This is a genomic window from Halomonas sp. ND22Bw, from assembly GCF_003011945.1.
GTDB classification, from domain to species: Bacteria; Pseudomonadota; Gammaproteobacteria; order Pseudomonadales; family Halomonadaceae; genus Halomonas; species Halomonas halophila.
The window spans coordinates 349,842-364,998 of the sequence record NZ_PXWD01000003.1 but is presented as its reverse complement, the minus strand read 5'-3'; the positions used below and the strand labels follow the sequence as shown (position 1 = coordinate 364,998).

The window sequence follows — 15,157 nt, the reverse complement described above, 5'->3', positions numbered from 1 at the left end:
CACTTTGGCCGATGATGGGGAGACGCCCATTTCCTCACCGATCCCGCGACAGGACGCATGAGCGACCCACAGCTTCCCCAGGAATATCCCGCTTCCCTCAAGGTGGTCGGCATCGGCGGCGGCGGCGGCAATGCCGTTCGCCACCTGATCGACACCACCGCCCTCGAGGGCATCGACGCCATCGCCGTGAACACCGACCGCCAGGCCCTCGAGCGGCTGCCACAGGGCGTGGCGATGCCCATCGGCAGCGCCACCACCCGCGGCCTCGGTGCCGGAGCCGATCCCGAGGCCGGCCGGCGAGCGGCCGAGGAGAGCCACGAGGGCCTGCGCGCGCGGCTGGCCGGCGCCGACCTGGTGTTCCTGATGGCCGGCATGGGCGGTGGCACCGGCAGCGGCGCGACCCCGGCCATCGCCGACCTGGCCCGCGAGATGGGCCTGCTGACCGTGGCCGTGGTGACGCGCCCGTTCGGCTTCGAGGGCCAGCGGCGCCGGCAGGCCGCCGACGAGGCCATCGCGGCACTGGACGGCCGGGTCGACTGCCTGGCGGTGGTGCCCAACGACCGCCTGCTGCCGACCCTCGGCCACGGCGCCTCGATGATGCGCGCCTTCGCCGCCGTCAACGACGTGCTGCGCGAGGCCGTGACCGGCATCGCCGAGGTCATCACCCGGCCGGGACTGATCAACATCGACTTCGCCGACGTGGCGGCGGTGATGCGTCGGCCCGGGCGGGCGCGCATCGGCACCGGCGAGGGCACGGGCGAGGATCGCGCCGGCGCGGCGGTGCGCGCGGCCCTGGAGCATCCGCTGCTGGAGACCACCGACCTGGCCGAAGCCGCCGGCGTGCTGGTCAGCATCACCGCCGGCGCGGACCTGAGCCTGGCCGACTTCGACGAGGTGGGGCAGCAGGTCGCCGAGCTGGCCGGCGAGGACGCCATGCGGGTGGTCGGCACCGCCTTCGATCCCGACATGGCAGGGCGCCTGCGGGTCTCGCTGATCGCCACCGGGCTGGAGGTCGCCCAGACGCAGGCGAAGCAGCCCCCGTCGCGCCGATCAAGCCCGGCCGGCGAGCCGCGCCCGGCGCCGTCGTCGACCGACGCCCCGGAGCGAGAGGGAAGCGCGGAGCCGGAGGAACTGCTGGATCTCGACGACTTCCTGAACCGCCTCAAGCGCCGCTGACGCTCAGAGACGCCCTGAAGCGGCCGGGCGACGACGCCTAGGCGGTCGTCCGGTCCAGGTAGCGCTCGCGGAAGGTCGCTCCCGGCACCGGCCGGCCGGTGAGGAAACCCTGGATCAGGGTGACGTGATAGGCGGCGAGCGCCTCGAGCTGAGCCTCGGTCTCCACGCCCTCGGCCACCACCCGCAGGCCGAGCTCCCGGGCCAGCCCGGTCACCGCGGCGAGGATGGCGCCGCTGCCCCGGGACTCCCCTAGGCCGCGAATGAAGCTGCGATCGATCTTCAGCGTCGTCACCGGCAGCTCCTGCAGATAGCTCAGCGAGGAGTAGCCGGTACCGAAGTCGTCGATGGCGATGTGGCAGCCCAGGTCACGCAGGGCCGCCAGGGTGGCCACGGCCTGCTGGTGCTGGTCGATCAGGGTGCTCTCGGTCAGCTCGAAGCCGATCTGGCCCGGCGGCAGGCCATGCGCCTCGTAGAGCCGGCGCACCTCATCGACCAGGTCGGCCTGCCAGAACTGGCGCGCCGACAGGTTGATCGCCACCCGCGGCGGCGTCAGGCCGTCCTCGCGCCAGGCCTGCAGCTGGCCGGCCACCAGCTGCATCAGCCGTCGCCCCAGCGGCAGGATCAGCCCGGAGCGCTCGGCCAGCGGTATGAAGTCCCCCGGCGACACCTCCCCCAGCCCCGGCGCACGCCAGCGCAGCAGCGCCTCGGCGCCCTTGACCTCGCCGCTGTCGCGGTCGATCAGCGGCTGATAATGGACATCGAGCCCCTCGCCGGTCTCGGCGGTGTTGCGCAGCGCCGTCTCCAGCGCCAGGTGCTGGTGATCCTCGACATGCATCTCGGCGCGATAGAGCCGGTAGGTGTTGCGCCCTTCCTCCTTGGCGCGGTACATGGCCGCATCGGCTCGCTTCACCAGCCGCTCGGGCGTGTCGCCGTCGTCGGGGTAGAGGCTGATGCCCAGGCTGCAGCCGACCCGGAAGCGCTGCATGCCCAGCTCGAAGGGCGCGCTGGTCGCCTCGATCAACCGCCGCGCCACCCGGGTCACCTCGTCGACTTCCTTCACGTCGGGCAGCAACACGATGAACTCGTCGCCGCCCAGCCGCGCCAGGGTGTCGTCCTCGCGCAGGTGGTGCTGCAGGCGCTCGGTGAGCCGCACCAGCAGCTCGTCGCCCACGGCATGCCCCAGCGAATCGTTGACCTGCTTGAAGTGGTCCAGGTCGAGGAACAGCACCGCCAGGCGCCGCCCCTGTCGATGGGCGTGGCGGATCGCCAGCGCCAGACGATCGTCGAGCAGGCGCCGATTGGGCAGGCCGGTGAGCGGATCGTAGTAGGCCAGGTGGCGCACCCGCTCCTCGTTCTCGCGGATATGGGTGATGTCGGTGAACAGCGCCGCGTAGTGGGTGACCTCGCCCCGCTCATCGCGGATCGCCGAGATCGTCAGCAGCTCCAGGTAGAGCTCGCCGCTCTTGCGCCGATTCCAGATCTCGCCGCGCCAGAAGCCGCCCTGCTGCAGCGTGTTCCACATGTCCCGGTAGAAGACCGCGTCGTGGCGCCCGGAGGACAGCACCGCCGGCGTGCGGCCGACCACTTCCTCCAGGGAGTAGCCGGTCATGTGGGTGAAGGCCGGATTGACGAAGCGGATGCGCGTCTGCGGGTCGGTGATGATGATGCCCTCCAGCGAGGCATCGATGACCCGCTCGGCCAGCTGCAGGCTCTCACGCGACTCGGCCAGCGCCCGGTCACGCGCCTCGAGCGCCTCGCGCAGATCCTGAAGGTAGCCGTGCTCGACCCCGGAGAGCAGGTCCTGGAAGCCCAGCAGGCCGCTCACGCCGCCCGCCTCATCGACCACCGCCAGGTGACGCACGCCCTCGCCGACCAGCGCATCGCGGGCGCGGATCAGCGGCTCATCGGCGCCGATGGTCAGCAGCGGACGGCTGGCCAGCTCGCCGACGCTCATCGAGCCCGGATGACGGGCGACGAAGCGCACCAGGTCGCGCTCGGTGAGGATGCCCAGCGAGCGCGCGTCGTCCTCCACCACGGCGGCCTCGGCGCCGGCGTCGCGCATCCAGCGCGCCGCCTCGGCCAGGCCGAGGGCGCTCGGCAGCACCACCGGCGAGCGGCGCATCGCGCCCTTGACCTCGCGCAACCGCAGATAGGGCTCGAGCCCCTGGTTCAGCGCCACGTCGCTCTGGGACACCATGCCCAACGGGCGCTCGTCGTCATCCACCACCAGCAGGTGGCGATAGCCCAGCTGAGCGAAACGCGCGGCGACCTCGCCCACCGACACCCCACGGCCGATGGTGACCACCGGTCGGCTCATCACCTCGCCGACCGGGCGACGCAACGACTCGGGGTCGGCGAAGTCGAGGGCCAGGCTGTCGCGCTCGGTCCAGATGCCGAGGGTTCGGCCTTCCTCGACCACCAGGATCGCGCTGCAGCGACGCTGACTCATGCGCGAGGCGGCCTCGCACAGCGGCGTGTCCGGCCCGCAGCTGAGCAGGCCGGTATACATGATCCGTTCGACGGAGAGGGCGTGGGTGTTGAGCAGCTGATACGAGTCCATTCGCTTACCGCATCGAGAGAGAACCTCTCAACCTAGCGCAGCGTTTCGTCTGGACGACAGTCAAGCCCGGCGCGTCCTTGACGACGATCAACAAACAGGCTGTTGCCCGGCTGGCGCTTGGCCTCGGCCTTCAGTTCGGCCAGCACGTTGCCGATGTCCATGGCGGTTCTCTCTGCCCCGGGCGCGACGGCGTGATAGGCCAGCGACAGTGACATCAGCGGCACGAACCGTGCCCGCCCCTCACGGTCGTGGCCGTCGAAACCGCCGGCCTCGCGGTGCTCGAGCGAATAGAACTGCGGCACGAAGTGGGCGAAACGCGCCAGTATCGCCTCACAGCGCGACTTCGCCGTCGCCTCGCCCAGCACCAGCATGAAGTCGTCGCCGCCCACATGGCCGACGAAGCCATCGTCGCCAGATTCCTCCTGCAGCATGCGAGCCAGGGCCAGGATGACCTGGTCGCCGCGGGCATAGCCGTAGACGTCGTTGTAGGCCTTGAAGGCGTCGAGATCCGCATAGACGGCGACGAAGGCCTCTCCGTGGGCCAGGCGCGCAGCCAGCGTATCGTGGATCGCCTCGTTGCCGGGCAGCCCGGTGAGAGGGTTGGCCTGGCGCGCCACGCGCACCTGGAGGGCGGTGATCTCGCGCAGCAGGTCGACGATCTGCCCCAGGCCGCGATAGCGGCCGTCATCGTCGACCACCACGAAGTCGTCGCGACTGCCCTTGGCCGATTCGGTGACGCGCCGGCTCAGGGCCTCCAGCGGCATCGAGGCCTCGGCCACCAGCATGCGGCGATCCATCAGCTCGTCGATGGCCCGCCGGGCATGCAGCGAGTGGCTGAAGGGGTTGGCGAACACGCCCAGGAACTCGTGCTGGCGCACCACGCCCACCGGCCGGTCACCATCGTCGAGCACCGCCAGGCAGCGCAGCTCCGGGTCATGACGGAAGCGTTCCACCACCTCGGGCACCCGGGTGCCCTGACGCACCGGCGCCAGATGCCGGCACAGCATGGCGGCGGTGGTGCCGAAGGAACCGGAGACCTCACGTCGCGCCGGCAGTGAAGGCTCGAGCCGGGTCGGCGGCTTCGCCGACGGACGGGCGAAGTGATAGCCCTGCATCAGCGTGCAGTTCATCTCCCACAGGCAGCGCTGCTCGCCCTCGGTCTCGATGCCCTCGGCGATGACCTGGCAACCGAGGCTCCGCGACACCTCGAGCAGCGAGGTCAGGAACTGGCGCTTGCCCGGATCGTGATCGATGCCCTGGGCGAAGTGGCGATCGATCTTGACGAAGTCGGGGCGCAGCTCCGCCCAGTGACGCAGACTCGAATAGCCGGCGCCCAGGTCGTCCAGCGCCACCTGGAAGCCCATGCGACGGTAATGGTCGACGGCCTGACGCATCAGCGCATAGTCGTGGATCGGCAGGTGCTCGGTCAGCTCGATCACCACCCGCTCCGGCGACAGCCCCACGCCGTCCAGGTAGGCACGGGTCAGGCCCTCGCGGAAGTCGCGCTCGAGCAGCGAAGCCGGCATGACGTTGAGAAACAGCCGTCCGGGCAGCCCGCATCGCGCTAAGGCCTCGATGGCCCGGCGGCGGCAAAGCAGATCCAGCTCCAGCAGGCGTCCTGTCTCCCGAGCGCAGTCGAACAGCGCCACCGGCGAGTGCAGCGGCGATCCCGCGGGGCCGCGTGCCAGCGCCTCGTAGCCGAAGATCCCCTGGCAGCCGGCATCGACGATGGGCTGGAACAGCGGCGTGATCGCGCCCTCGTCGAGTATCCGCGCCAGCTCGTCGACCTGTTCGGCCGTCACCCGGTGTTCTGACACCGCCGCTGAAACGTCGTGGTCATCCTGCATGCAATGCCCCTCAGGCCGGCATGGCCTCCAGTGCGCGAGGGTCGGACGAGGCCGGCTCCATCGCGTCGTCCTCGGGCGTCGGCGCCTCCGCCGTCGCCAGGGTGAAGCCTGCCGTGAAGCCCCGCATGCGTTCGGCCTCTTCCTCCAGGGTCGCGGCGGTCCGCTCGGCGCGCTCGACCATGTCGCGGTTGCGCTGGGTCACGCTGCCCATCTGGTGCATGGCCTGATTGACCTGCTCGAGGCCGTGGCGCTGTTCGTCTGAGGCGTGGGCGATCTGGTCGACCCGTTCACTGACCCCCTGGATGGCGGCGACGATGCCGGTCATGTCCTCGCCGGCCCGGCGCGACAGGCCGTTGCCGCGCTCCACGCTGCTGCGCGAGGCTTCGATCAGATCGCGAATCTCGCGGGCGGCGCCCGCCGAGCGCGAGGCCAGCGAGCGCACCTCGCCGGCCACCACGGCGAAGCCGCGGCCATGTTCGCCGGCTCGCGCCGCCTCCACCGAGGCGTTGAGCGCCAGCAGATTGGTCTGGAAGGCGATGTCGTCGATCATGCCGACGATCTCGCCGATCCGCTGCGAGCGGGCATGGATGTCATCCATGGTGGCGACGAAATCGGCCACCACCTCGCCGCCCTGGCGGGCCTTGCCGCTGGCCTGCTCGGCCAGCCGGTTGGCCTCGCCCACATGGGTGGCGTTGTCGGCTACCGAGGCGGTCATCTCGTCCAGGCTGACGGTGGTCTGCTCCAGGGCAGCGGCCTGCTGCCGCGTCCGCGAGGCCAGCTCCTGGTTGCCTTCGCTCATGTCGCCGGCACCGTCCAGCACCCGGTCGCTGCCGTGGCGCACCCGTGCCACGGTGGTGGCGAGCGCCCGGCGCATGCCGTCGAGCTCGCGATACAGCTGGCCGATCTCGTTGTCGCTGCGCGCCTCCAACGGGGTGGCCAGGTCGCCGTCGGCGATGCGCCGGAAATGCGCGATCATCCGCGACAGCGGCCGCAGCACGTTGGCCCGCACGCCCCAGATCACCACCAGCACGATGGCCAGGGCGCCGCCCAACGCCGCCAGCAGCGCCAGGTTCAGCCAGCCGGCCACCGCCGAGAAGCGCTCGGCCAGGCCGTCCCCACGCTCGACGGCACCGGCGAAGAAGGCATCGGCGCCGTCCATGAAGGCCTGGCTCATGTCGCTGACCCGGGACTGGCCGGAATCGTAGCCGCCCGCGTCCCCCTCCTGCAGCAGCATGAGCTGCAGCGAGAACCCGGTACTGAACAGCGACTGGAAGCGTGAGGCCAGCGCCTCGCGAGCTTCCTGCTGCGACTCGGCCACTGGCAGCGCCTGGAAGCGCTCGAAGGCCGCCTTGGCCTGATCCATGTGGCGCTCGGCCTGTTCGAGGATGGGCCCCGGGCGGTCGAAGGAAGGCACCCGCAACAGGTGAGCGGCGCGATCCATCGCCACCTGGGCGCGCAGGGTGGCGATGTAGGCACGGTTCAGTGCCCGGGACTGGGCGACCTGGACGTCGCGCAGCGTGTCGAAGGCACTGCGGCCGTGGTGGTTGGCGTAGAGGCCGAGGGCTCCGGTACCGAGGATGATCGCGGTGAAGGCGATCAGCACCAGGAACCAGCTGAACCGGATGGTCATTCGATCGAGGAGGCGCATCGGAAAACCTGTCGCTGATGAAGGGGCGGGCACCGGGCCCGCAGGAAGGCATGCCCGGCGTTATATCAGCGATTTATTACATTAAGATTTCGTCGACTTCTTCCATGAATGGCAGCGAAACAAAAGGCATCTCACGCCATCGCTGCCATTCAAGATATTTCGCCCGCAGCCGATAACTCGCTCCGTGTCCAACCCTCATGCTCAACGAGAGACCCTTATCGAGAAGGAGCGTCTTCCATGTCAGATGCCGTTAACGAGATCAGCGCGAGTCGCACGACCCAGACCACCGACGGCAGCACGCCGCGCCGCCGAGTGGAGCAGGTCCTGGCCGGCTGGCTGCCGCCCGAGGAAACCGCCGCCACAGGATCGGCGAACCAGGGCGAGCTGGTCGCACCGGTGCAGCGGATCAATGAGGTGATGCGCCCCTACGGGGTGGAATTCGAACTCAGCGAGACCACCTCGCGAGTGGTCACCCGCCTGGTGGACCGGGACACTCGCGAACTGATTCGCCAGATCCCCGCCGAGGAGGTGATGCGCGTCGCCGAGCATCTGGAGGAACTTCAGGGCAGGCTGATCGATCTGGAGGCCTGATCGAGCGCGATCAGACCTGCATGTTCATGATGTCCTTGTAGGCCGTCACCAGGCGGTTGCGGACCTGGAGCCCCATTTCCGAGGCGACGCTGGCCTTCTGCATGTCGACCATGACGTCGTTGAGCTCGACGCCCGGCTCGCCGGCCTGGAAGGCCTTGGCCGAGTCGGCCGCCTGGAGCTTGAGCTCGTTGATGCGCTGAATCGAGGACTGAAGCTCGCCGGCGAAGCCGCCGTTGCCCACGGCGGTGTCGAGCTGCTGCCCCTTGGCGGCCTCACCGCCGGCCTGGGTGGCCAGCGACTGCATCTGGGCGAGCGCCGAGGCGAGAGCGGGTGAACTCATCGGGAACCCCTGTGATGGACATGGTGATCGATGGAAGCCAAGGCTAGCAGCGCGCCCTTGGCCACCATGCCGGCAATTGACGCGCAAAACTCGGGTTTTTCATACCTTTGGCGTGACACCCCCTGCGGATAATGGCCGTCATCACAGTTCCGCCCCGGACGGGCGGCGAATCGCGACGGACGGGAACGCAGTCGATGCCTTCATCTAGAGCCCAGGGTCCAGGCGTCATCTCCGACGGGAGGCCCGCATGAGCAGTGGCGCCTCCGCCACCGGCGGCCAACAGGCCCAGACCTCTCCCTTCGCGCAGCTGTCCCGGCAGCTGCGCGGCAGCCCCCTGATCGCCCTGCTGATCGTCGGCGCGGCCGTGGTCGCCATCGCGGTGGCGCTGCTGCTGTGGGCGCGTAGCCCCGACTATCGGGTGCTGTTCAGCAACCTCAGCGAAGCCGACGGCGGCAGCATCATCAGCGAGCTCGACAGCCGCGGCATCCCCTACGAGTTCAGCGCCGGCGGCCAGGCGCTGATGGTGCCGGGCGACCAGGTCCACAGCCTGCGCCTGCAGCTGGCCGAACAGGGCCTGCCGCGCGGCGGCAACGTCGGCCTCGAGCTGATGGAGAACCAGGCCTTCGGCATCAGCCAGTTCGCCGAGCAGGTCAACTACCAGCGCGGCCTCGAGGGCGAGCTCGCCCGCTCCATGGAATCGCTCGGCCCGGTGGCCGGCGCGCGGGTACACCTGGCGCTGGCCAAGGACTCGGTCTTCGTGCGCCAGCGCGAGCCGGCCAAGGCCTCGGTGGTGCTCAACCTGCAGCCCGGCCGTACCCTCGGCGAGGGCCAGGTGGCTTCCATCGTGCATCTGGTCGCCAGCAGCGTGCCCGACCTGGCCGCCGATGCGGTCACGGTGGTCGACCAGAGCGGCCGGCTGCTCTCCACGCCCGATGGCGGCGGCTCGGGGCTCGACGGCACCCAGCTCGACTACGTCGCCGAAGTGGAACGCGCCTACCAGCGCCGCATCGAGACCATCCTGGCGCCGATCCTCGGCCGCGGTAACGTCAAGGCCCAGGTCACCGCCCAGGTCGACTTCTCCCGACGCGAGGAGACCTCCGAACGCTACGGCCCCAACCAGCCGCCCAACGAGGCCGCGGTGCGCAGCCGCCAGACCAGCCTCAACGTCAACGGCAACGGCGATCTGGCCCAGGGCATTCCCGGTGCGCTCAGCAACACGCCCCCCGGCGCGGCCCCCTCCCCGATCGATGCCCAGGGCGAGGACGCCGAGCAGGACCAGGCAAACGACGAAGAGGACGGCACGACGACCGAGCAGCGCCTGAGTCGTGATGACGTCATCAACTATGAGGTCGATCGCCAGGTCTCCCACGTCCAGCATCGCCGCGGCGGGGTCGAACGCCTCTCCGCCGCCGTGGTGGTCAACTATCGCGAACGCCTCGACGAGGACACCGGCGAACTCGTTCCCGCGCCGCTCGACGAGCAGGAGATGGCGCAGATCGAGCGCCTGGTACGCCAGGCCATGGGCTACTCCGACGCCCGCGGCGACCAGGTCGCGGTGGTCAACAGCGCCTTCGCCGCCGGGGACGACGCGGCCAGCGAGCCGGCCTGGTGGCAGCGCAGCGACGTCCAGCAGCTGGCCTTCGCCCTGGGCCGCTACCTGCTGGTGGGCATCGCCCTACTGCTGCTCTATCTGCTGATCCTGCGGCCCTTCATCCGCCGTTACACCGAACAGCCCGCCCCGGCCAGCCTGCCGCCATCGCCCGGCTTCCAGGCCCGCGTGGGCGGCGACGAGGACGACGAGCACGACCGCGCGGCCGACGAGGATCACGACGATGAAGCGGCGAACGAAGAGAGCCCGGCCTCGCGGCGTCGCAAGCGTCGCGCCACGACCTACGAAGCCAACCTCAATGATCTGCGCGAGATGGCCCAGGAGGACCCGAGCATGGTGGCCATGATCGTTCGCGGCTGGATGAACAAACATGACGAGTAATGCGATGACCGGCCTGCGCCGCAGCGCCATCCTGCTGCTGGCCCTCGACGAGGACAGCGCCGCCGAGGTCTTCAAGCACATGTCCAACAAGGAGGTGCAGGCGCTGAGCATGGAGATGGCCACCATGAGCCAGGTCTCCCACGAGGAAATGCGTCAGGTGCTGCAGGACTTCAGCAACGAGACCGAGGAATTCATCGCGCTGAACCTCAACTCCAGCGACCACATCCGCTCGGTGCTGACCAAGGCGCTGGGCAGCGAACGCGCCTCGAGCCTGATCGAGGACGTCATGGAGAGCGCCGGCAACAACTCCGGCATCGACGCGCTCAACCTGATGGAAGCCTCGATGGTGGCCGAGCTGATCCGCGACGAGCACCCGCAGATCATCGCCACGATCCTGATCCACCTGGAGCGGCACCAGGCCTCGGACGTGCTGGAAGCGTTCGACGACAAGCTGCGCAACGACGTGGTGCTGCGCATCGCCACCTTCAGCGGCGTGCAGCCGGCGGCGCTGCAGGAGCTCACCGAGGTACTCACCGGCATGCTCGACGGCCAGAACCTCAAGCGCAGCAAGATGGGCGGTGCCCGCACCGCGGCCGAGATCCTCAACCTGATGAACAGCAACCAGGAAGAGGCCGCCATCGAGACCGTTCGCTCGCACAGCGAGGACCTGGCGCAGAAGATCATCGACGAGATGTTCCTGTTCGAGAACATGGTCGACCTCGACGACCGCAGCATCCAGATGGTGCTCAAGGAGATCGATACCAACTCGCTGGTGGTCGCGCTCAAGGGCTCGCCCGAGACGCTCATGGACAAGTTCCTGCGCAACATGTCCCAGCGCGCCGCCGACCTGCTGCGCGAGGACATGGAGGGCCGCGGGCCGATCCGCGTTTCCCAGGTGGAGGCCGAGCAGAAGGCCATCCTCCAGGTGGTGCGCCGCCTGGCCGACTCCGGCGAGATCGTGCTGAGCGGCGGAGACGACACCTATGTCTGAGGCCGGCTGGAACGACGAGACGCCCTGGCGCCGCTGGCGCATGGGCGAGCTGCGTCAGCCCGAGCCGAAGGCGGCCTCGACGCCGGACCCCAGGGCCGCCGCCCGACAGGCCCGCGAGGCGGAGGCCCGTCGCCAGCAGCAGGCCCTCGAGCAGCTGCGCGAACAGGCCCGGCAGGAAGCCCGCGAGGAAGGCCTGCGCGAGGGACGCGAGGCCGGCCACGCCGAAGGACTGGCCCAGGGCCTCGAGGAAGGCCGCCGGCAGGCCCGCGAGGAGCTGGAGCAGCGCCTCGAGGAGTCGCTCGCGCCGCTGCTGCCGCTGGCCCGCCACTTCGAGGAAGCCCTGGCCGATCTGGACGAGGCCCTGTCCGAAGACCTGGTCGACCTGGCCCTGACCACCGGCCGCCAGCTCGCCGGCGACGCCCTCGAGGCGCGCCCCGAGCAGGTGCTGACGCTGATCCGCGAACTGCTCCACAGCGAGCCGCCGCTGATCGGCCAGCAACGCCTGTGGCTGCATCCCCGCGACCTCGAGCTGGTCACGCAACACCTGGGCGAGGAGCTGGAGGCCGCCGGCTGGCGACTCCAGCCCGACGACCAGCTCAGCCGCGGCGGCTGCCGGGTGACCAGCCAGCGCGGCGAGCTGGACGCCACCTGGGAGACCCGCTGGCAGGCGATCCAGGATCAGCTGCGCCGGCGCCTCCCACCGAACGACAACGACGACGAGGAATGACCCGACCGCGATGACCGACGCCGCATCCACCAACCGCCACCAGGCCAGCTGGCAGCGCGCCCTTCAGGGCGTGCGCCGGCGCATCGAGCCGCTGCCGACCAGCCGCGCCAGCGGTCGGGTGGTGCGGGCCACCGGCCTGGTGATCGAGGTGGTGGGCCTGCAGGTGGCGCTGGGCAACGCCTGTCGCATCGAGCTGCCCGACGCCCGGGGGCGGCTCGGCCGTCACTACGCCGAGGCCGAGGTGGTGGGATTCGACGGCGAGCGGCTGTACCTGATGCCGCTGGCCGAGATCAGCGGCCTGCGCCCCGGCGCCCGCGTCTTCCCGCTGGGCGACGGCAGCGACGGCGCCGCCCGCCGCTTTCCGCTCGGCGAATCGCTGCTGGGCCGGGTCGTGGACGGCAACGGCGCGCCGCTGGACGACCAGGCCCCGCTGGACGAGGCGCCCCGGGCGCCGCTGGCTACCCCGCCGCTCAACCCGCTGTCGCGGGCGCCCATCGACACCCAGATCGACGTCGGCATCCGCGCCATCAACGCCCTGCTCAGCGTCGGCCGCGGCCAGCGCATGGGCCTGTTCGCCGGCTCCGGCGTCGGCAAGTCGGTGCTGCTCGGCATGATGGCCCGCTACACCCGGGCCGACGTGATCGTGGTGGGGCTGATCGGCGAGCGCGGCCGCGAGGTCCAGGACTTCATCGACAACATCCTCGGCCCGGAAGGCCGCCGGCGCGCCGTGGTGGTGGCGGCCCCGGCCGACACCTCACCGCTGCAGCGCCTGCAGGGCGCGGCCTACGCCACCCGCCTGGCCGAGGGCTTCCGCGATCAGGGCAAGAACGTGCTGCTGATCATGGACTCGCTGACCCGCTACGCCATGGCCCAGCGCGAGATCGCCCTGGCCATCGGCGAGCCGCCCGCCACCAAGGGCTATCCGCCCTCGGTGTTCGCCAAGCTGCCGAGCCTGGTGGAACGCGCCGGCAACGCCGAGCGCGGCGGCGGCTCGATCACCGCCTTCTACACGGTGCTGACCGAGGGCGACGACCAGCAGGATCCGATCGCCGACTCGGCCCGCGCCATCCTCGACGGCCACGTGGTGCTGTCGCGCACCCTGGCCGAGGCCGGCCACTATCCGGCCATCGATATCGAGGCCTCGATCAGCCGCGCGATGACCGCCATCGTCGACGCGCCGCAGCTCGAGCAGGCACGCCGCTTCAAGAGCCTGTTCGCGCGCTATCAGCGCAATCGCGACCTGATCAGCGTCGGCGCCTACCATCCGGGCCACGACCCGCAGCTGGACGAGGCGGTGAATCGCTATCCTGCCCTGGAGGGCTTCCTGCAACAGGGCATCGGGGAGTGCGCCGACCTCGATGCCTCGCGTCAGGCACTGCTCGGCGCCCTGGGAGGCAGGCCATGAGCCGCACCGCACTCGACAACCTCACCGAGCTGGCCCGAGAGGCCCGCGACCAGGCCGGCCAGAAGCTCGCCGGCGACCGTCGCAGCGCCGACCAGATCATCGCCCAGCTGGAATCTCTGCAGCGCTACCGAGCGGAGTACGCCGCTCGCCTCCAGACGGCCCTGCGTGACGGCATCGATCCGGCCAGCATGCACAACTATCAGCGCTTCCTGGCCTCGCTGGACGACGCCCTCGCCCGCGCCCGCCAGGCCCTGGTCGAACAGCAGCGCCGCGTCGAGCGCAGCCAGCGCCACTGGCAGCAGGAACAGCGCCGCCTGAGCGCCTACGACACCCTCGCCGAGCGGCGAGCCGATGCCGTGCGCAAGGCCGAACAGCGGCGCGAACAGCGCGCCACCGACGAACTGGTGACCCAGCGCTGGCTGCGCCGGGACAGCGTACCGAGCGGCTACTAGGCGGCCGTCAAGGAGAACCTCATGGACATTCAGCAGTTGCTCACCGCCACCTCGGGCCAGACCGCGAAGGGCAGCGCCTCGGGCCATGCCGCCGGCCTGACCGGCGGCGACTTCGCCAAGGCGCTGGCCTCGCTGTCACCCCAGGCCGGCACCCAACCCGCTCCGGCCAGCGGCGCGGAGTCGTCACCGCTGGCCGCTCGACTGCCGCGGGAGACGGCCTCTGCCGACGGCGTGATCCTGCCCGAACGCCTCCAGCATCTGCTGGCTTCCGCCGCCGAGGGTGACGACGTCAAAAAGGAACTGGAAACGCTGCTGGTCTCGGCAGGAGATGGCGTAGAGACCTCGGCGCCGCTGCGTCAGGCCCTGGCCTCGCTCGCCAATGACGACGGTCTTCCCGAGAAACTGCAGACCCTGCTGGCCTCCGTGGCCGACGGCCAGGACCCCGCCATCGCGCTGCAGGAATGGAAGGCCGCCGCGGACGCATCCGAGGAGACCGTGCCCCCCGAGCTCGCCGCCGCCCTGCAGACGCTGATGACCCAGCTCACCCCGGGACAGAGCGCGGGCCAGGCCCGGGCGACGCCCGCCACGACTCCCCAGGCCCCGGCCAACGGTGCCCCGTCGCCTCTGCCCGGCCTCGCGGCGCCATCGACCAACCCCCTGCTCGAGGCCACCCAGCCCCGTGCCGACGCCGCCCCCAACGCGGCGACCTCGGCCGCACTGGCCGCCGCCGAGGCGGTACGCCAGGCCGCCGGTGGCGCGCCGGCCACCCCCGCCACCACCTCGTCGCAGGCCATGATCGAGGCCCTGGCCGCCCGCCAGCAGAGCCCGGGTGGTAACGCTCAGGAGGCACCGCTGCTGGCGGGCGGTTCCGCTCCCGGTGGCCAAGGCACCCTGCCGCTGACGCCCTCGACGAGTCCCGGCAGTCTCGCCGCCACGGCCCAGCAGGCCAGCCTGAGCGCGCCGGTCGGCAGCCAGTCCTGGCCCCGCCAGCTCGGTCAGCAGCTGCTCCAGTTCGCCCGTCAGGGCGGCGAGCAGCGCATCGAGATGAGGCTGCACCCGGCCGAGCTGGGCCCGCTGTCGGTGACGCTCAAGGTCGGCGATCAGGGCGCCCAGGCGCACTTCCTGTCGGCCCACGGCCAGGTGCGCCATGCCCTCGAGCAGGCGATTCCGCAGCTGCGTGAGGCGCTGGCCGAACAGGGCATCTCCCTGGGCGAGACCTCGGTGGGCGAGCAGCGCCAGGGCGGCACCGAAGGAGAAGGTCGCCGATTCGCCGACGCGGCCGCCGGCACGAGCGGAGGCGAGGGCGACTCATCCGCAGAGACCGTCACCCCCGCGGCGGTGCCCGGCAGCATGATCCTGGACGGCCGCGTCGATCTCTACGCCTGATCGGGCAGGTCGCAAAATCCGGAGATGGCCCCGTTCATCGGGCC

General features: G+C 70.5%; 12 protein-coding genes. 8 read left to right on the top strand and 4 right to left on the bottom strand.

Annotation, left to right across the window (positions count from 1 at the left end):
* The first annotated feature begins 57 nt into the window (after positions 1 to 57).
* Entirely contained in the window at positions 58 to 1,176 is a 1,119-nt protein-coding gene (gene ftsZ / locus CVH10_RS06760; RefSeq protein ID WP_106488179.1) for a cell division protein FtsZ, read from the top strand.
* A 37-nt stretch (positions 1,177 to 1,213) separates the two neighbouring features.
* Here the strand turns inward: ftsZ and CVH10_RS06755 are convergent, their stop codons facing one another.
* From CVH10_RS06755 to CVH10_RS06745, 3 genes are read right to left on the bottom strand one after another with little or no spacing between them, the layout of a single operon-like run.
* Positions 1,214 to 3,736 carry an EAL domain-containing protein gene (locus CVH10_RS06755; protein ID WP_106488178.1) on the bottom strand — a complete coding sequence of 841 codons (2,523 nt, stop codon included), beginning with the start codon at positions 3,734 to 3,736 and terminating at the stop codon, positions 1,214 to 1,216.
* Between the two features lie 32 nt (positions 3,737 to 3,768).
* Positions 3,769 to 5,583: a bifunctional diguanylate cyclase/phosphodiesterase gene (locus CVH10_RS06750; RefSeq protein WP_106488177.1), complete on the bottom strand. Its 1,815-nt coding sequence runs from the start codon at positions 5,581 to 5,583 to the stop codon at positions 3,769 to 3,771.
* 10 nt (positions 5,584 to 5,593) lie between these two features.
* A complete protein-coding gene (locus CVH10_RS06745) occupies positions 5,594 to 7,213 on the bottom strand; it encodes a methyl-accepting chemotaxis protein (protein ID WP_181244363.1) in 1,620 nt (539 codons plus the stop codon).
* A 255-nt stretch (positions 7,214 to 7,468) separates the two neighbouring features.
* Here CVH10_RS06745 and CVH10_RS06740 point away from each other — a divergent pair, with 255 nt between their 5' ends.
* Entirely contained in the window at positions 7,469 to 7,822 is a 354-nt protein-coding gene (locus tag CVH10_RS06740; protein WP_035599640.1) for a flagellar protein FlaG, read from the top strand.
* 10 nt (positions 7,823 to 7,832) lie between these two features.
* Here the strand turns inward: CVH10_RS06740 and fliE are convergent, their stop codons facing one another.
* Entirely contained in the window at positions 7,833 to 8,162 is a 330-nt protein-coding gene (gene fliE, locus CVH10_RS06735) for a flagellar hook-basal body complex protein FliE (RefSeq protein ID WP_035599638.1), read from the bottom strand.
* A gap of 247 nt (positions 8,163 to 8,409) precedes the next feature.
* Here fliE and fliF point away from each other — a divergent pair, with 247 nt between their 5' ends.
* Genes fliF through CVH10_RS06705 form a run of 6 tightly spaced genes read left to right on the top strand, consistent with a single transcriptional unit; the run spans position 8,410 to position 15,113 of the window.
* Positions 8,410 to 10,152, top strand: a complete 1,743-nt coding sequence (gene fliF / locus CVH10_RS06730) for a flagellar basal-body MS-ring/collar protein FliF (RefSeq protein WP_106488175.1) — start codon at positions 8,410 to 8,412, stop codon at positions 10,150 to 10,152.
* A complete protein-coding gene (gene fliG, locus CVH10_RS06725; RefSeq protein ID WP_035599633.1) occupies positions 10,142 to 11,143 on the top strand; it encodes a flagellar motor switch protein FliG in 1,002 nt (333 codons plus the stop codon). The genes fliF and fliG overlap by 11 nt, the downstream gene beginning before the upstream one ends.
* Complete coding sequence (gene fliH / locus CVH10_RS06720; protein ID WP_035599631.1) at positions 11,136 to 11,870, top strand: flagellar assembly protein FliH; 735 nt, start codon at positions 11,136 to 11,138, stop codon at positions 11,868 to 11,870. The genes fliG and fliH overlap by 8 nt, the downstream gene beginning before the upstream one ends.
* Positions 11,871 to 11,880: 10 nt before the next feature.
* The gene (gene fliI / locus CVH10_RS06715) at positions 11,881 to 13,275 is read left to right on the top strand and encodes a flagellar protein export ATPase FliI (protein ID WP_106488174.1); all 1,395 of its coding nucleotides are present in this window, start codon (positions 11,881 to 11,883) and stop codon (positions 13,273 to 13,275) included.
* Complete coding sequence (fliJ, locus tag CVH10_RS06710; protein ID WP_035599626.1) at positions 13,272 to 13,727, top strand: flagellar export protein FliJ; 456 nt, start codon at positions 13,272 to 13,274, stop codon at positions 13,725 to 13,727. The genes fliI and fliJ overlap by 4 nt, the downstream gene beginning before the upstream one ends.
* A 21-nt stretch (positions 13,728 to 13,748) precedes the next feature.
* A complete protein-coding gene (locus tag CVH10_RS06705; protein ID WP_106488173.1) occupies positions 13,749 to 15,113 on the top strand; it encodes a flagellar hook-length control protein FliK in 1,365 nt (454 codons plus the stop codon).
* The last annotated feature ends 44 nt before the right edge of the window (positions 15,114 to 15,157 follow it).